We start from the raw sequence: 17,139 nt of genomic DNA on the forward strand, positions 1-17,139 counted from the left end.
AGTTGTTCTTATGTTTAAAGGAAAAACACAAGAAAGAATATGGTGGAGGGGGACGGATTCGAACCATCGAAGGCAGTGCCGGCAGATTTACAGTCTGCTCCCTTTGGCCACTCGGGAACCCCTCCAGGGTGTTTTATACTTAAAAGATAGTTTCCCAACCTAGCTTCCAAGTTGTTCTTATGTTTAAAGGAAAAACACAAGAAAGAATATGGTGGAGGGGGACGGATTCGAACCATCGAAGGCAGTGCCGGCAGATTTACAGTCTGCTCCCTTTGGCCACTCGGGAACCCCTCCAGAGGATTTTTATACTTAGTAAGATGTTTTCCCAACTCATCTCCCAAGTGCGGAGCGAATCATAGCAAACTCGCTCAGGCTGTAAAGCGTTTTTCTTGCGTTTTTACGTTGAATGCTGTCTTTTTGGGCAAAGATGGTAGAAAGTCAGCGTTTTGTGTGTCCTTTGAACAGAAGAGAAACGCTCTTTTTACTTGAATTTACACTACTTGACGTTAAACCACGTATCTACTGATAAAATGTAAGCAGTTTAATGACATAAGTTTATTCGTTTAGAAGTCAATATCATGAGCATGAAAGCCACGTTATCGTTATCTGTTTTAACGCTTTCTATATTAATGAGTTCTCCATCAGCTTTCGCAGCTATGCGAGGCTCAGCAGTTACCGTCGTAACTGAGCAAGTAGAAACGCACGAGATCAATCAATCCTTATCGCTTATCGGTAAATTAGAAGCGGCGGAGTCTGTGGTTGTTGCATCGGAAGTCGCCGGCAAAGTGAATCAAATCGCTGTTAAAGCGAATCAAAATGTCCAACAAGGTCAGCTGTTAATCAAGTTGGATGATGATAAGGCTCAAGCCGCTTTGATTGAGGCAAAGGCGTACCTTAAAGATGAACAACGTAAGCTAAAAGAGTTTCAACGTTTGGTTAAGCGAAATGCTATCACCCAAACTGAGATCGACGCACAAAAAGCAAGTGTTGAAATCGCACAAGCAAGGCTGGACGCCGCTCAAGCAAATTTGGCCGATCTTCATATTACGGCTCCATTCTCTGGCACTGTTGGTTTCATTGACTTTAGTCGCGGTAAAATGGTTAGCGCGGGTACAGAGCTGTTGACCTTGGATGACCTTTCCGTCATGGAGCTGGATTTACAAGTACCGGAGCGCTATTTATCGATGCTTTCTATTGGTATGGAAGTCATTGCCAAAACCAGTGCATGGGGTGAACAGACGTTTACTGGTCAAGTCACAGGCATTGATACGCGGATTAGCTCAGAAACGCTGAACCTGCGTGTGCGTATTGAGTTTGAGAACCCTGAAAACCGCTTAAAGCCGGGCATGTTAATGAATGCATCATTGGCCTTCCCTGCGATTGAAGCGCCAATTATCCCGGTTCAAGCACTAGAATACTCTGGCACCAAGCGTTACGTATACGTCATCGATGACAACAATAAAGCGACTCGACAAGAAGTCATTCTCGGTGCTCGTGTCGATAACGAAGTCGTTATTGAATCAGGCGTTGAAGTTGGCGACAAAATTGTTGTACAGGGCATCGTTAATATGCGAGATGGTGTTGAAGTTAAGGAAATTGTCGCACCAGGAAAGTCAAAAACAGCTAACGCAACTGGTAATCAAGGTGTTCAAAGCACGCAAGACGAAGCGGCTAAGGAAGCAAACTAATGTTACTTTCTGACGTTTCTGTAAAACGCCCAGTCGCAGCGTTGGTATTGAGTATGCTGCTGTGTGTATTTGGCTTTGTATCCTTTACGAAACTAGCGGTGCGAGAAATGCCGGACATTGAAAGTCCGGTCGTTTCCATTAGTACGCGTTACGAGGGCGCTTCCGCGACGATCATCGAGAGTCAAATTACGTCTGTATTAGAAGATCAGCTTTCAGGCATCAGCGGAATCGATGAGATCAGTTCGACGACGCGAAACAGCAGTTCGCGTATTACGATCACTTTTGAGCTAGGCTACGATCTCAATACGGGTGTTAGTGATGTTCGCGATGCGGTGGCTCGCGCTCAACGTTCGCTACCTGATGAAGCGGACGATCCAATTGTCTACAAGAATAACGGTTCAGGTCAGGCCTCCCTCTATATTAACCTCAGCTCTGCAGAGATGGACCGCACTCAATTGACGGATTATGCAGAACGTGTACTGATGGATCGCTTTAGCTTGATCTCTGGGGTGAGCTCCATTGATCTCTCTGGTGGTTTGTACAAGGTGATGTACGTGAAGCTTAAGCCAGAGCTGATGGCGGGGCGCTCAGTCACGGCTTCGGACATTACATCGGCACTGCGAAGTGAAAACTTAGAAAGTCCGGGTGGTGAAGTTCGTAATGACTCGACAGTCATGTCGGTACGGACAGCGCGTAGCTATAACACGCCGGAAGATTTTCAGTACCTCGTGATTAAAAGGGCAAGCGACAACACGCCTATCTATTTGAAAGATGTCGCTGATGTTTTTATCGGTGCAGAAAACGAAAACTCGACCTTTAAAAGCGATGGCGTTGTCAATGTTAGTTTGGGGGTTGTTCCTCAGTCTGATGCGAACCCGTTAGAAGTAGCAAAATTAGTTCGAGCTGAAGTTGATAACATCCAGAAGTTCTTGCCGGAAGGAACGCGGCTTGCTATCGACTACGATGCGACGGTGTTTATCGAGCGCTCGATAGAAGAGGTATATAGCACGCTATTTATTACGGGCGGTTTGGTTATTTTGGTGTTGTACATCTTCATTGGTCAAGCTCGTGCAACCTTGATCCCAGCGGTTACGGTTCCGGTATCGCTGATTTCCTCATTCATTGCCGCTTATTACTTTGGCTTTTCTATCAACTTAATTACCTTGATGGCATTGATCCTGTCTATTGGCTTGGTAGTGGATGACGCGATTGTGGTTGTTGAAAACATCTTCCACCATATCGAACGTGGTGAATCGCCTTTGCTTGCGGCCTATAAAGGCACGCGGGAAGTAGGCTTTGCCGTTATCGCGACAACGCTAGTGCTGGTGATGGTATTCCTGCCGATTTCTTTTATGGATGGCATGGTAGGTCTGCTATTTACTGAGTTTTCTGTCTTGTTGGCGATGTCAGTAATTTTCTCGTCTTTGATCGCCCTAACATTAACTCCTGTATTGGGTAGTCAGATTTTGAAGGCGAATGTAAAACCAAATCGATTTAATCAAGTGGTCGATCGCCTATTTAGTAAACTTGAGAGTGGTTACCGCTCATTATTGAAAGGCGCATTGAAAATGCGTTGGGCTGCACCGCTGGTGATTTTGGCGTGTTTGGGCGGCAGTTACTTCTTGATGAACCAAGTGCCAGCCCAGTTGACCCCTCAAGAAGATCGCGGCGTGATGTTTGCGTTTGTACGCGGGGCTGATGCCACGTCATACAATCGTATGTCAGCCAATATGGACATTGTTGAAGACCGATTGATGCCATTACTCGGGCAAGGGTATCTGAAGTCGTTTAGTATCCAAACGCCTGCATTTGGTGGACAGGCAGGCGACCAAACCGGCTTTGTTATCATGATTCTAGAAGACTGGAATGAGCGAGATGTAACAGCTCAGGAAGCGCTTAACAAAGTGCGTGGCGCACTGGCTGGCATACCTGATGTTCGAGTGTTCCCATTCATGCCTGGTTTCCAAGGTGGTTCGAGTGAGCCTGTTCAGTTTGTATTAGGTGGCTCTGATTACGATGAACTTCTCGTCTGGGCTGAAATGTTGAAAAACAAAGCAGAAGAATCGCCAATGATGGAAGGCGCAGAGATCGATTACTCAGAGAAAACGCCAGAGCTATTGGTTACGGTCGACAGACAGCGCGCCGCAGAACTAGGGGTCAGTGTCAAAGACATTTCTGATACGCTAGAAATCATGCTTGGTGGTAAAAGTGAGACGACTTATGTTGAGCGTGGCGAAGAGTATGATGTGTATCTTCGTGGTGATGAAAACAGCTTTAATAATGCTGCGGATTTAAGCCAGATTTATCTGCGAACCAATAGTGGGCAGTTAGTGACGTTAGACGCGGTCACTAAAATTGAAGAAGTGGCAGCTTCTATTCGTCTATCTCACTACAACAAACAGAAATCCATCACTATTACGGCTAATCTGTCAGAAGGCTACACATTAGGAGACGCGCTGAATTACCTTGATCAACAAGCGATAGACAACTTACCAGGTGACATCTCGGTGAGTTATTCTGGCGAGTCAAAAGACTTTAAAGAGAACCAAGCGAGTGTTGCTGTCGTGTTTGCGTTGGCATTGCTTGTGGCGTATCTCGTGTTGGCGGCTCAGTTTGAAAGCTTCGTGAACCCGTTAGTGGTGATGTTTACGGTGCCGATGGGCGTATTTGGTGGCTTCCTTGGCTTGGTTGTGATGGGGCAAGGCATGAACATTTACAGCCAGATTGGCATGATCATGTTGATCGGCATGGTGACGAAAAACGGCATTTTGATTGTCGAATTTGCCAACCAGTTGCGAGACCGTGGTGTTGAATTCGAAAAAGCGGTTATTGATGCAGCTGCGCGACGTCTACGCCCGATCTTGATGACAGCATTTACCACGCTTGCTGGTGCCATCCCACTGATCGTTTCGACAGGGGCAGGTTATGAGAGTCGTATTGCTGTGGGTACCGTGATCTTTTTCGGGATGGGATTTGCAACATTGGTGACCTTATTTGTCATCCCGGCTATGTACCGATTGATTTCGGCGAAAACACAGGCGCCAGGTCATGTAGAAGCAGAATTGAACAAAGCACTCAGCCACGATACAAAAGGCCGTATTGCTCATCCTTAGCCGCTGTACGTAAAGCTTTGATTGAAAACACCGAACAACTTTTGTTCGGTGTTTTTTTATATTGAGAGTGATTACTTATAGATCTAATGATTATTTTTGTTTATTATTTCGCCACTTCTTCGAGGGGCACAGGACTCGCTCATCGTATTTGACTGAATGTCGGGTCTTGTTAGGTGTCATGCCGGGAAAGCAGCATATACCTATTATTATTTGAGGTGTTCTCTTGAAAAAAGTACGTGGTAGTTACATGGTAGAAATGGTTTTAGTTGCGGGTGTTTTGGCGTTGTTAGCGACCACTGCACTTCCGACGTTAACGAATGCACTAAAAGATCGTCAAGATGGCATTTTACACTCTCTCGATACCGGTCAACCAAGTAGCCATGTGAATCAAGAGACAACAGAAAAGTTCTCCGCTCAGTAACTGATGACACTCCGTAGATTGTAAAACAAGCCGAGGTAAAAACCTCGGCTTGTTTGTATTTCAATTCTGCTAACTTGGTGCTACCTAATGTTAGAAGCGTTTCCCTAAGCTAACTTGCACACCTTCGTAGCTGTCGTAAAAATCTTCAAAGCCCATATCTGCGACATTATAGATGTACTCTGCGCGCAACCAGATGTCTTTGCTCATATCCCAATGGACACCAGCACCGATGTTGAATAGTGCTCCTGAATCATCGGTGACTTTTTGTTGGTTTGGAACGTACATTTCTGCCTGAGTCCCTAACGCGGTCACGCGGCCAAACAAAGAAAGTGGCGTATCGCCAAGGTTATCACTGGTCAATACAGCTGACATACCCGCTTGGTAATAGTGCAAATCCAAATCTGTTTTCAGTTTGTCGTTCTTAAGTTCGTTTTGGGAATAGCGAAGCACACCTTCAAACGCAAGGTATTGATTAACATGATAGCCCCAACCAACAGTGATATGTGGTGTGGACCACTCATTGTCTCTGTCTGAGCCAAAATAGGGTGTATCAAAACTGACGTTACCAGTACCCAGATAAAAATAAGATTGATGAGTTTGTTCTTGAGCAGCAAAAGTCGGCACACTGATGGTCAAGGCAGACAATAATAGAATGGCGTTTTTCATAACTTGACGATAACCTTTGTAAAAGACCGTTGTAATGAGTTGTGTTAATATTAATTTAATCAATAAGATAGATGGCGTTTATCATATCAGCTTTTACGCAAAGGTAGTCATTTAGACTGGGAATTGTTGCGCTAAAGCAGACTTCCTAGGCTGGAGAACTTACTATTCGGTATGGTGACTAACGTCAATCAAATAAGAGAGAAGGAAAGGAAAGTGGCTGAATTCAAATATAAAAACCTGACTCAAGAAGAACAAGATAAGTTAGACGCGGCGACATTTCGTCGTTTATTGGCGCATTTAGACGCGAATAAAGACGTGCAGAACATCGACCTCATGATTCTTGCGGGCTTCTGTCGCAACTGCTTTAGCAAATGGTACAAAGCTGAAGCGGAAAATCTCGGTGTGGATTTAGATATTGATGACGCTCGCGAACGTGTTTACGGCATGACTTACGATGAATGGAAACAAAATCATCAGCCAGCGGCAACGCCAGAACAATTGGCGGCGTTTGAAGCGCGTCAGAAAAAGTAATACTCATTTCCAAAAAAACAGCCCGCACATCAGCGGGCTGTTTTTTTACATTCGAATTTACATATTAAGCGGTAATTGGACCGCAACATGCCGGCTCAACACAGCCTTTCGCTTGAATGACTTCAAGTTGCGCGAGGTAAGGTTGAATATCTCCGATGTTCTCTTTTACCCATGCTAAGTCGTAATACGTATCTAAGTAACGCTCACCAGAGTCACATAAAAGTGTCACGATAGAGCCTGTTTCACCGCGTTGTTTCATTTCGCAGGCCAGTTGAAGCACACCGTAGAGGTTCGTCCCCGTTGATGCGCCTACTTTACGCCCAATCAGCTGAGAAACCCAATGTGCAGTTGCCACACTGGCAGCGTCTGGAATTTTGCGCATCTCGTCAATAACACCTGCAATAAAGCTTGGTTCGACACGTGGTCGACCGATGCCTTCAATTTTGCTGCCGGCTTCACCTTTTAATGAGTGATTACCTGACTGGAAAGCGTCGTAAAACACCGAGTTTTCAGGGTCTACGACACAAAGTTTGGTGTCGTATTTTTGGTAACGAATAAAACGGCCAATGGTTGCGGATGTACCACCAGTTCCTGGGCTCATTACTACCCAATTAGGAATTGGGTGATCTTCTAGTTCCATTTGGCTAAAGATAGAGTTCGCAATGTTGTTGTTGCCGCGCCAGTCAGTCGCACGTTCAGCATAAGTAAACTGATCCATGTAGTGACCATTTAACTCTTGAGCCAAGCGTCGAGACTCGTCATAAATCTGATCTGAGCGCTCTACAAGATGCGCTTTACCACCGTAAAACTCAATTTGTTCAATCTTTTTACGTGCGGTGGTTTTCGGCATCACAGCAATGAACGGTAAGCCAAGCAAGCGAGCAAAATACGCTTCTGAAACGGCAGTGCTGCCTGAGGACGCTTCAATCACTGTGGTTTCAGGACCAATCCATCCGTTACAAATCGCATAAAGAAACAACGAGCGTGCCAATCGGTGTTTCAGAGAGCCTGTTGGGTGCGTGCTCTCATCTTTTAGGTAGATATCGATACCATCAAGAGAAGGCAGTTCGAGTTTAAATAAATGAGTATCAGCAGAACGTTGAAAGTCTGCTTCAATTTTACGCACTGCATTGTTGATCCAGTTGTGGTCAGTACACATGGCGTCTCTCCTTGGAAATCGATAGATAAGCATTAGATGGGAATAATTTACCTATAATATGAGAGAAAAACTTTGCTATAGTTGCTGTTAATTAATGTTTTGATAGAAAAATTTTCTACACTTTGTAGGTTTTATAGGATGATTTTGGATCGAGTCGATAAGCAGCTGCTTGCGTTGTTACAAACCGACAGCACCTTGTCATTAAATGAGTTAGCAGAGCAGGTTAATCTGACAACAACGCCATGTTGGAAGCGTTTGAAAAGGTTGGAAGAAGAAGGCTACATCGAAAAGCGCGTGGCGTTACTGAGTGCAGAAAAACTCGACCTGTCTTTTATCGCTTTTGTTCAGCTAAAAACCATCGATCACTCCGAAGATTGGTATCACCATTTTGTCACAACAGTGAGTGATTTCCCCGAGGTAATGGAGTTTTATCGTATGGCCGGCGAGTATGACTACATGATGAAAGTGCTGGTGAAAGATATGAAGTGTTTTGACGAGTTTTATAAGCGCTTAGTTAATAGTGTAAAGGGACTGTCTAATGTGACTTCAACATTTGCTATGGAATCCATTAAATATACGACTGAGTTACCACTTCTCAACTAAATAGCTTTATACGAATTTTATTTAATGGTTACTCTATCTGTTAGCATTTTAAATGTTAACAGGTAGCAGTGTTATTCTAACTAAGTTACTTTTTACTGGGTTGGAATAAATATAAACGATATTTATTCTCTCTTCTATTTCCGCATTAACTGTTTGTTTTTTATCCTCCACCAAGCGCTAATACAGCAAAATGCATGAAAAAATAACGCAATTTTTTCTCTTTATTTTTCGTGTTTTATTTTTGTTGAATATTCATTCTTACTAAATTAATTAATTGGTTTAATTTAAACGTTTGCTTTGTGTTGTTTTGTGTATTTTAGTCACCACTTCTGAACATTTATTTTTATGCGTAATACAGTAGCAAATACTTAAGTAATAAAGTACTCAAAAATGGATATAGTGATTAATAAAACATCGTATTATTATCGCTAGCACTTATTTGTGACAAAGTGTTTCTAAAAATGAACAGAAAATATTATTTGCTTTTTCTTGCGGCTTTACTCGCTGGTTGTGGTGGTGGAGGTGACTCTAAAACGAACAATACAAAGACACCAACTACGATAACAAAGCAGAGTCGTCCACAGTTAAAAGCTGAAGACACGGTATTGAAGTTTGAGGGCGTGGGAACCGTTACAGAGGCAAAATTGAGCAATGTACATGGCTCGGTGTCTTATCAAGTCATTGACTCTAATCCGCTAAATGTTGTGAAAATTAATGACTCTGGAATGCTACAAATTTTGCGTCCAGGAACGGCAACAATTCTGGCTACGGATAACAGTTCTGCTTATGAATCCTCTGAAGCACGATTTTCTATCACTGTGGAACGAGGTATTAACACAGACCTTTCGGTTAGTGATCTAAACTTCAATGCAATCGAATCTGAAGGGAAAGCGCTGACCGTTCGTGGCCAAAAAGGTGAATTGAGTTATGAAGTAGAAAGTGGTCATAACTTGATTCGGGTTGATCAGAACGGTTTGGTATATTCATTAGGCTCAATTGGTCAGGCGTCGGTACTGATTACTGACTCAGGTAACGAGCTTTATCTGCCGAAGCAAGTTCGCGCGACGGTGAAGCTTCATGGAGTAGCATCCGGGCAACTTCAATTCGCCTTGCTGGAAGACGAATATAGAGAAGGGCTGACGTTAGAACCTGCACGTTTAGATAAAGCTCAAACGCAAAGCATCACATACAAAATCATTCGCAGCGAACCAGACAACAAAGTTGCCGAGTTACTCAACCCTGAGTCAGGTGTGCTCCTTGTTCATAATGTCGGGCAGCTAACCGTTGAAGCGACAGCAACTTACAGCGATGCTTTTCTAGATAAGCAGCAAACGGCGCAATTCGTTGTGGATGTAAAACAAGGTCAACGCGAAGCAATCAGCGTAGCGGATGTTGTGAAAACTTATGAGGAAGGTGGCCGAATTTTCCCTAAGGTGACGAATGCTCGCGGCGACTATTCACTGCGAATTATTAGCGGCACAGATGTTATCGCTAAATCTATGAGCAGTGAAGCACTGCTGATCAAAGGTGTAGGTACGGCTGAAGTTGAAATCTACGAGCATGAAATGCGTAATTATCCTGCAAGTAAAGCTCGCTTTAATGTTGAAGTCAATCGCGCGCCTCATCCAGTGATGAACGACATTGAAATGTCGCTTATTTATCAGCCTAGCCTCTCAATTCCTTTGGCATTTTCAGGACAAAAAGGCAACGTGAGCCTAGTCGGTAGTTTACCGGATGGTTTAAGAATGACCGATGGCAAGTTAGAAGTAGAGACGGCTGGTGAATATCGTCTTAAGTTTGAAGATGATGGTGGGGATTTATATCAACCAATTCAGTTTAATGTAGTCATCAAAGTAGCGAAAGCTGCGGGACAAGCCATGGTGACACAAGATTATGAAATGGTGTATAGCAAAGACTATAGCTTTGATCTTCGTCGTGACTTTGGTTTAAGTACAAGTAACGATCATGTAGAACTCGTTGATAACACTGCTACAGATGTTATAGAGGTTACTGCGGATGGACGTGCCTATGTTTACAAAGCGGGTAAAGCGACGTTAACAGTTCGCAGACAGGAGAGCGCGAATTACACTGCGGGTCCAGATCAGAAAGTGTACGTTAATATTCTTAGTGCGCCGAGTCGGATTGATGTGCAATCCGGTGTGGAAGATACTTGGAAAACCAGCCAGCCTTATGTTCAAAAACCGACCATCTCTGGTACGGTTGGCGAAGTTTCGTATCGATTTGCAGAAAATGCAGCAACGGATGTGGTTTCCCTAGACAGCAAAACGGGCGAGATGCGCATCCTCAATGCTGGCAGCACAAGAGTTGTTGTATCGGATGCAGGGGACGATAAATTTACTCCGGGTGAAAGCAGTTTCTCTGTCACGATCAAACAGGGCACAAACCCTGTATCGATTGCTTATCCAACGGTAGACTTTTCAGCGGGTACTATTATCTCACCAGTGATGAGTGGAGGAGAGGCGAAAGCCAGCTATCGTCTTATTAACCAAAAAGATCCTGTGGTTGAGTTAGTCTCTTCTGAAACGGGGCGTTTGAAGATTTTGCACGCAGGCGAGTACCAATTAGAAGTGACGCTAACTGCACGTAACTATACAACTAAAACCGTATTGGTTAACGGCACCATTAATAAAGCGGATCATCCCGGTCTTACCACGAAACTTCAAACCGTTGAGTTTACGCCTTTCAAGGCAATTGACTTAGATTTCGGTAGAACGGTCGGTACTCGCACTTACTCATTTGGCGATACTGTGAGCAAAGATCTTGCTACGTTAGACAATGCGAATGCTGAGTTGACGCTAACCAATTATTCTCAATACCATTCTATTGCGCTAGATATCTCTGAGAGTGAATCGGGAGATTACAAAGCGTTACCAAGAACAAAAGTCACGGTTAGTGTCGATTTGGCAGAGTCGGGTGTTGCAGATAAATACACACAACTTAATAGCGAACAAACCGTCATTGTGAGCACGCTTAGTGCCCCACAGTTTGCCAATTTAGAAGAGAGTGAATTTGGTATCTTGGGTTCGCGTTCGGTACGTGAACCCACGGATGACGAGCTGCAAAAACACGGTAAAGGTAAGGTTGTGCTATTTATGTTTAAGCCAGTTGGTAGCGATGACCGAAGACAAGAAAAGGCAGCATGGGTGCATGTTGCTCGATTCGATGGATGTACATCAGAGCTATTTGCTGATGACCTTAAGCCTTTTAATGCAATTGGTTATGATGATCCAGGGTATTGCACCAGCGGTAGCACTATCCGTATGACTCGGTTCTTAGTGATTGATGATTCTAATTTGGAAGACATAGAATATGAGTTGGCTGCACCAATCATTACTTACCGTCGTGGGGTGCGTGAATTTTTAGCAACGGATAAAGGTGGATTCTATGCTGACCCGAATGTCGTTTACGGGAAAAGCGAATACGGTTACCCGAAATCACTTTACGAATGGTCGGTCATTACTATGAAGTATCAACCAAATTAATTATCGTTTGATACCCACAAAAAAGGAGTGCTGAGCACTCCTTTTGTCGTTTAAGGTTTAGCGGTTACTTGGTATAGCGCATTACACCTTCTTGCACTGCGGTTGCCACTAAATGACCTTGCTGGTTATAGATTTCGCCACGCACTAACCCACGAGTATTACTCGCTGTTGGGCTTTCTATTGCGTACAACAGCCATTCATCCATTTTGAACGGACGGTGGAACCAGATTGAATGGTCAATGGTGGCAACTTGGAAGTTTGGCGTCATTAATGACACTTCATGTGGGTGCATTGCTGTCACGAGGAATCCCCAATCTGATGCATAGGCCAACAGGTACTGATGTATAAGCAGGTTCTCTGGCATTTCACCATTGGCACGAATCCAAAGATACTGTTTAGGCTCTGCTTTTTTGGGTTTTAGAGGGTTGATGACCGTAACAGGACGGGTTTCAATTGGCTTTTCACCACAAAATGTTTTGCGTAGTCGCTCTGGCAGGAATTCGGCTATATGGCTAGCAAGCTCACTCTCAGAGGCGAAGTTTTCTGGGCCAGGAATGTCTGGCATTTCCTTTTGATGATCAAACCCAGGTTGATCGCCATGGTAAGACGCCGTTAGGTAGAAAATAGGGCGTCCATTTTGAATCGCCTTAACGCGTCTGGTGCTGAAGCTACGGCCATCCCTTAGGTTTTCTACATCATAAATGATGGGCTTTTCTGGATCACCAGGGTACAAAAAATAGCTATGGAAGGAGTGCACCGCGCGTGCTTCTTCAACGGTGTAGCGCGCAGCAGAAAGCGCTTGCCCAATCACTTGGCCACCATACACTTGAGGCAAACCTAGGTTTTCACTTTGGCCACGAAACAAGCCTTCTTCTAATTTTTCGAGTTGTAGTAGGCTGAGCAATTCTCGTAATGGTTTACTCATTGTGTCTCCTCACCGTTGTCTTTCACTCCAACTTACCTCAACAGTCTCACTCTTGTGAAGTGCCATAGTTAAGAACTATTGAGTAACTTAGAAATAGTATTGTTCCGATTATGAAACAAAATCAATTGTTTGATAAATTCTAACTCAGTCAAACTATTGTCAAATAAACTGACAGGAAGCAGACAGTTTTATATTCCACACCTATAATTGCTCCGGTTTAATACTCTTTTCGAGGAAGATATGAAAAAAACACTACTGCTTGTTACTTCTTTACTCTTTGGGGCTGCGTTAGTGGGTTGCCAAACTTCTCAAAATACAGAAATGGAATCTGCAGAGGCGTCAATGAAGACGATTACAGGTACAGTGGCTTACCGTGAGCGTATTGCTCTGCCGCCAAACGCAGTGGTTACCGTCGCGTTAGAAGATGTGTCTTTGGCTGACGCGCCAGCAAAAGTACTAGCAAAGCAGACATTCGAAACGGAAGGTAAACAAGTTCCTCTTTCTTTTGAACTGAACTACGATAACAATGAAATCAAACCAAACCATCGTTACAGCGTCCGTGCGCGTATTGAAGTGGATGGTAAATTGCGTTTTATCAGCGATACGCATAACGGTGTAATCACAGATGAAGCACAAACTCACCAGTTGGATATTCGTCTAGTTGGTACGCGTTAATATCAAACTCAGCGAACAAAAAATGGCAGCCTAAGGCTGCCATTTGTATTTTCTTAGCGAAATTTTTCCAATCTCAGATACTTCAATTCCTTCGGCTTCTAATTTCTTTGTTTGTCGTTCTAAATTACTGCCTTTTAAGGATATTTTTCCTTGACTATTTATCACTCTAAACCACGGGAGTTTGCTGTCCTCTGGCAAATTACCAAGCGCCTTACCAACATGTCTTGCGTAGCCCGGGTAACCTGCCATTTTTGCGATTTCCCCGTAGGTGGAGACTTTTCCTTTTGGAATTTGGTGAATTACAGCAAAGATTTGCGCTAAAAATTGGTCCATACTCAAAAGTGTCTATTGTGGATTACTAAGGAATGGTAAACCATCGGACTTGTATATTGCTAACGGTTCTTAACGTTTATATTGCCCGCGATTGACCTTTGTTGATCACATTTTCTCTTCAGTCGTGCCGTATGTTAATGAGCGTTAAAAAGCATAAAACAAACACAAGCTAAGCTTGAATCTAGACCCTCTCAACGACTTTTAATCCCAGTTTTTGCCGTTGAGTTACCAAGTAGGTGGGGAAGCCAGGAGGCGCTATGATTTTATCGACACTTCAATTTTTCATTACGACTTTACTCGCAGTGGTGTGCGTTCGAGCGATGAGTTTGAGCGAGGGAGATATTCCCGTTCTTGCACTCATGATCCCGGCGTTGTGGATCTTGCCACAAGGCGGGTTTGCAGGCTTGGTGTTGCTGGGCGCAATGATGGCTTTTGGCGCTACGCTCTCAATGCAACCAATCGCGCTATCGATTGGTATTTTGATCCTTTTCCCACTTTTAATGGTAGTGTTCTCTCGTAGAAGTTCGTTGGGCGTCCTGCTCACCGCAGGCTTAATCGTACTTACTCTACAAGTCGGTATTATGGTCACGCAACAAGGTGGGAAGCTGGATGGATCCGCTTGGGTTACAGTGGTTCAAACTGTCGCGGTCATGGCGATGTGGTGGTCTGCTGTACATTGGACCCCATCCAATAAGCACAGCTGGTGGCCGATGCTGTTGTTGTTCCCATTATGGATTGCTGGCTTGCCATATGCCGTTCTTGTGGCATTGAGCGTGACAGGAATGCTGGCTTCAATGGAAACCCTCGCGAAGCTTAAACACTCCATTCGTTGGAGTAAACTATTGTGCTGGACATTACCGACCGTTGGCTTTGCTGCCTTAGTGGTAAGTCCGACTACAGATGTACCAAACCCTGTTTTTGTTGTTTGGATCTGTTTGTTAGGAACGGCTTGGATGACGGACTATATCTTACGTAGCAGCGATGAACAGGCAGAATTATGAGTATTTCGTCAGGTAAAAAGTGACACGTGCGGCAGACTATCGAATTGGTTGTGGAACAAAATGAAGATTAGTATATGTTCTTCATTTCATATTTACTAAACTTCCAATAATAATAACCACATTATAAGTGGTTGATTTAAGATAAGTTTGTCATGACTACCTTTGCTCGAACACTGTTGCTTTTTACTTGCTGCCTACTGAGTTTGAATGTAAAAGCTGAATCACCTTTAATTGCTCATTATAAAGTTGCGACAGAAGCGGATGATGTCGTCACCCGTGTTCTTTTTAATGCTGCATCGAAAGAGTTCGGCTTTACCGTTCAATATGTGAACTATTCCAGCTTTGATGCCATTCTAAATTCCGTCGCGAATGGAGAAGCGGACTTTGCTGCTAATATCACTTACACAGAAGAGCGTGCTCAACGCTTTAGTTACTCCCGTCCAACTAATATCGAATATACCTACCTTTTTGGTTTAAAAGACTCGACGTTGAGTGACATTTCACGAGTTGGCGTCCCTAAAGATACGGTTTATGCCGAATTACTCAAACAATACTACCCGGAGCTAAAACAGGTCTCTTATCAAGGTCATGAGCAAGCGGTAACGTTACTGAGATCAGGCGTTGTTGAAGGCGTAGTCGATGCCATCAATCAGCTTAAGCCGATGCTGCTGGAGGGCTTTGACGCTAAGATGTTGAATGATCAGATTTCGATAAAGCCAGTATCGATCATCAGTAAAAAAGATCATCACCTCGAAGAGTTGGATACGTTCGCTACGTTTATTCATGGGGAAGGAGTGCAAAAGCAACTTCGTGAAGAGATCTCCCAGTATCAATTTGAATTAAGGCGAGCGGCATTGCGAGAATCTATTCGCTTATTACCTCTCGATTTTAGTGAGCCTATACGGATCAAGCTCGAATCTATCTTTCCATATGTTGTTTACAACGAAGACGGCAGTATCGAAGGGATGACGGCAGATGTCGTCCTGAGAAGCTGTGAGATCTTGGCATTAAACTGCGTGATCATTAGTGAGCCAAATGAAAGCTGGGGTTCCATGTACCATGAGTTTATGCAGGGGAGTTTTGAAATTTTAGCGCCGTTAACGGTCAGTCGCGAGCGGCATGAATTTAGTTACTTTCCCAAGCCCCATTACTCACCAGCATCCGTTATGGTCAAGCGTTTAGGTTACAAGCCGAACACTTACTCTCATGTGTCACAGTTGATCTCTGAGCGGATTGGTGTGGTTGAGGACGACTTTTTCGACCAAATGATGACGCAACTTTTACCGCTAAAAGAGCTGAAACGTTATCGTACCCAACAAGAACTCATTCAGGGTTTATTGAATGAAGAAGTCGATTACATTCCGATGGATACCGCGATGCTCAACCACTTTTTACGTCTGAGCGAGTTGGTTCCGATAGAGCAGGACACGGCGATTGGCGAGTTTTACCAGTCACAACTTTCTGTTGGATTGGTGGCGAACGAGAAAGGTGCCATGCTTGCTCCTTTTTTCAGTCGAGCGATAGCGATGTTGGAAGTTGATAAGATCATTGCCCAGTACGACCTGCGCCCAGATTGGCGTACCGCGCTTGAATATGAGGTTCGGCTGGCAACGCAAACGCAGGCTGTGTTTGTCTTTGTATTGTTTTTTGCGATTTGCGTTTCGCTTTATCTTTACCGTCAATCGAATACCGACAATTTAACGGGGTTAAGAAATCGCCGCGCGTTGCAAGTAAAACATCGAAAAGGCGTAAACAAAGAGCTATCCATACTTTACTTGGATATTAACCACTTCAAACGAATCAATGATACGTACGGTCATCGTGCTGGTGATGAGGTGTTACAATTATTGGCGCTAAAAATTCATTATGTATGGTCAGGGAAAAGTTACCGGATAGGGGGAGATGAGTTCATCTTGTTGGGCTACCCGACTCAAGCAGAATTAAATAGGGCAATGAAAGAGCTCAGCAGAATTGATGTAAAAGGCAAACTGTGTAGTGAGTTAGAGTCTGTGGGTATCTCTATCGGTGTCTCTGCAAAGAGAGAACAGCACATGAGCTTAGAGCAAGCCATGCATTTAGCTGATGAAGATATGTATTCAAGTAAGCAGTCAACACGCCGCTATCCTTCTTCGCATCGTTACGTGGCTCAATCATAGAGGAATGAATTGATCGAGTTTTGTCCAAACGGTAATGAAATGACGAAATTCAAGGCTTTTGCTCTTGCATTATGAGGGCTGATACTGAATAATCGCCCCATCGATTGAGGCAAGTCCTCTCGAAAAGAATTATGGGGCTCTGGTCCTCTCGCAACAATAGCTCGTGAACTCGGTCAGGTCCGGAAGGAAGCAGCCGCAGCGGGTGACTTGTGTGCCGGGATGTGGCTGGGGTCCCACCCTTTAAAAGCCCTGCGTATATCGCAGGGCTTTTTTCGTTTTTGAACCCTCTTTTACTGCGTTTGCTCTTCAAAGTCTTCTGATGAATCAAGTTTCTTGAGGTTATTTAGGTATAATTTATAATCTCA

General features: G+C 44.0%; 13 protein-coding genes, 2 tRNA genes and 1 other RNA gene. 10 read left to right on the forward strand and 6 right to left on the reverse strand.

Annotated elements, in window-relative coordinates:
• Positions 1-40: 40 nt before the first annotated feature.
• Both L3V32_RS01985 and L3V32_RS01990 read right to left on the reverse strand, forming a co-directional pair.
• A tRNA-Tyr gene (locus L3V32_RS01985) sits at positions 41-125 on the reverse strand.
• Positions 126-209: 84 nt separating this feature from the next.
• A tRNA-Tyr gene (locus tag L3V32_RS01990) sits at positions 210-294 on the reverse strand.
• Positions 295-578: 284 nt separating this feature from the next.
• Between L3V32_RS01990 and L3V32_RS01995 the strand changes: the two genes are divergently transcribed.
• The 3 genes from L3V32_RS01995 to L3V32_RS02005 all read left to right on the forward strand — a co-directional run bounded on the left by L3V32_RS01995 (position 579) and on the right by L3V32_RS02005 (position 5,222).
• Positions 579-1,688: an efflux RND transporter periplasmic adaptor subunit gene (locus L3V32_RS01995; protein ID WP_134646979.1), complete on the forward strand. Its 1,110-nt coding sequence runs from the start codon at positions 579-581 to the stop codon at positions 1,686-1,688.
• A complete protein-coding gene (gene vmeF / locus L3V32_RS02000) occupies positions 1,688-4,801 on the forward strand; it encodes a multidrug efflux RND transporter permease subunit VmeF (RefSeq protein ID WP_046874696.1) in 3,114 nt (1,037 codons plus the stop codon). Before L3V32_RS01995 ends, vmeF begins: the two co-directional genes overlap by 1 nt.
• A 223-nt stretch (positions 4,802-5,024) precedes the next feature.
• Positions 5,025-5,222, forward strand: coding sequence for a type II secretion system protein (locus L3V32_RS02005; protein ID WP_237283727.1), 198 nt, complete (start codon positions 5,025-5,027; stop codon positions 5,220-5,222).
• 90 nt (positions 5,223-5,312) lie between these two features.
• On the opposite strand, the gene L3V32_RS02010 is transcribed toward L3V32_RS02005, so the two are convergent.
• Positions 5,313-5,888, reverse strand: coding sequence for a porin family protein (locus L3V32_RS02010; RefSeq protein WP_237283728.1), 576 nt, complete (start codon positions 5,886-5,888; stop codon positions 5,313-5,315).
• A gap of 213 nt (positions 5,889-6,101) precedes the next feature.
• Here L3V32_RS02010 and L3V32_RS02015 point away from each other — a divergent pair, with 213 nt between their 5' ends.
• On the forward strand, positions 6,102-6,419 hold the full coding sequence (locus L3V32_RS02015; RefSeq protein ID WP_005390574.1) for a DUF1244 domain-containing protein: 318 nt from the start codon (positions 6,102-6,104) through the stop codon (positions 6,417-6,419).
• A 64-nt stretch (positions 6,420-6,483) separates the two neighbouring features.
• Here L3V32_RS02015 and L3V32_RS02020 read toward each other — a convergent pair whose 3' ends face one another.
• Positions 6,484-7,578, reverse strand: coding sequence for a PLP-dependent cysteine synthase family protein (locus L3V32_RS02020; protein WP_053807137.1), 1,095 nt, complete (start codon positions 7,576-7,578; stop codon positions 6,484-6,486).
• 138 nt (positions 7,579-7,716) lie between these two features.
• Between L3V32_RS02020 and L3V32_RS02025 the strand changes: the two genes are divergently transcribed.
• Positions 7,717-8,181, forward strand: coding sequence for an Lrp/AsnC family transcriptional regulator (locus L3V32_RS02025; protein WP_053807138.1), 465 nt, complete (start codon positions 7,717-7,719; stop codon positions 8,179-8,181).
• A 461-nt stretch (positions 8,182-8,642) separates the two neighbouring features.
• Positions 8,643-11,684: a cadherin repeat domain-containing protein gene (locus tag L3V32_RS02030; RefSeq protein WP_237283729.1), complete on the forward strand. Its 3,042-nt coding sequence runs from the start codon at positions 8,643-8,645 to the stop codon at positions 11,682-11,684.
• Positions 11,685-11,748: 64 nt separating this feature from the next.
• Here the strand turns inward: L3V32_RS02030 and tesB are convergent, their stop codons facing one another.
• On the reverse strand, positions 11,749-12,609 hold the full coding sequence (gene tesB, locus L3V32_RS02035) for an acyl-CoA thioesterase II (protein WP_170902307.1): 861 nt from the start codon (positions 12,607-12,609) through the stop codon (positions 11,749-11,751).
• Positions 12,610-12,849: 240 nt separating this feature from the next.
• Here tesB and L3V32_RS02040 point away from each other — a divergent pair, with 240 nt between their 5' ends.
• Positions 12,850-13,284: a YbaY family lipoprotein gene (locus tag L3V32_RS02040; protein ID WP_012842007.1), complete on the forward strand. Its 435-nt coding sequence runs from the start codon at positions 12,850-12,852 to the stop codon at positions 13,282-13,284.
• Between the two features lie 30 nt (positions 13,285-13,314).
• Here L3V32_RS02040 and L3V32_RS02045 read toward each other — a convergent pair whose 3' ends face one another.
• Positions 13,315-13,617: a DNA base-flipping protein gene (locus tag L3V32_RS02045; RefSeq protein WP_005390592.1), complete on the reverse strand. Its 303-nt coding sequence runs from the start codon at positions 13,615-13,617 to the stop codon at positions 13,315-13,317.
• 257 nt (positions 13,618-13,874) lie between these two features.
• Here L3V32_RS02045 and L3V32_RS02050 point away from each other — a divergent pair, with 257 nt between their 5' ends.
• The 3 genes from L3V32_RS02050 to ffs all read left to right on the forward strand — a co-directional run bounded on the left by L3V32_RS02050 (position 13,875) and on the right by ffs (position 17,008).
• Entirely contained in the window at positions 13,875-14,618 is a 744-nt protein-coding gene (locus L3V32_RS02050; RefSeq protein WP_046874702.1) for a hypothetical protein, read from the forward strand.
• Between the two features lie 152 nt (positions 14,619-14,770).
• Positions 14,771-16,774 carry a GGDEF domain-containing protein gene (locus tag L3V32_RS02055; RefSeq protein ID WP_237283730.1) on the forward strand — a complete coding sequence of 668 codons (2,004 nt, stop codon included), beginning with the start codon at positions 14,771-14,773 and terminating at the stop codon, positions 16,772-16,774.
• 137 nt (positions 16,775-16,911) lie between these two features.
• Positions 16,912-17,008: signal recognition particle sRNA small type (gene ffs / locus L3V32_RS02060), an RNA gene on the forward strand.
• The last annotated feature ends 131 nt before the right edge of the window (positions 17,009-17,139 follow it).

This window comes from Vibrio sp. J2-4 (genome assembly GCF_021728155.1).
In the GTDB taxonomy this organism is placed as follows: Bacteria; Pseudomonadota; Gammaproteobacteria; order Enterobacterales; family Vibrionaceae; genus Vibrio; species Vibrio diabolicus.

What these genes read in the sequence shown, in the direction of transcription:
- L3V32_RS01995 (WP_134646979.1), top strand. Translation starts at nt 579, where the DNA reads ATGAGCATGAAAGCCACGTTATCGTTATCTGTTTTAACGCTTTCTATA.
- vmeF (WP_046874696.1), top strand. Translation starts at nt 1,688, where the DNA reads ATGTTACTTTCTGACGTTTCTGTAAAACGCCCAGTCGCAGCGTTGGTA.
- L3V32_RS02010 (WP_237283728.1), bottom strand. Translation starts at nt 5,888, where the DNA reads ATGAAAAACGCCATTCTATTATTGTCTGCCTTGACCATCAGTGTGCCG.
- L3V32_RS02020 (WP_053807137.1), bottom strand. Translation starts at nt 7,578, where the DNA reads ATGTGTACTGACCACAACTGGATCAACAATGCAGTGCGTAAAATTGAA.
- L3V32_RS02025 (WP_053807138.1), top strand. Translation starts at nt 7,717, where the DNA reads ATGATTTTGGATCGAGTCGATAAGCAGCTGCTTGCGTTGTTACAAACC.
- L3V32_RS02030 (WP_237283729.1), top strand. Translation starts at nt 8,643, where the DNA reads ATGAACAGAAAATATTATTTGCTTTTTCTTGCGGCTTTACTCGCTGGT.
- tesB (WP_170902307.1), bottom strand. Translation starts at nt 12,609, where the DNA reads ATGAGTAAACCATTACGAGAATTGCTCAGCCTACTACAACTCGAAAAA.
- L3V32_RS02040 (WP_012842007.1), top strand. Translation starts at nt 12,850, where the DNA reads ATGAAAAAAACACTACTGCTTGTTACTTCTTTACTCTTTGGGGCTGCG.
- L3V32_RS02045 (WP_005390592.1), bottom strand. Translation starts at nt 13,617, where the DNA reads ATGGACCAATTTTTAGCGCAAATCTTTGCTGTAATTCACCAAATTCCA.
- L3V32_RS02050 (WP_046874702.1), top strand. Translation starts at nt 13,875, where the DNA reads ATGATTTTATCGACACTTCAATTTTTCATTACGACTTTACTCGCAGTG.
- L3V32_RS02055 (WP_237283730.1), top strand. Translation starts at nt 14,771, where the DNA reads ATGACTACCTTTGCTCGAACACTGTTGCTTTTTACTTGCTGCCTACTG.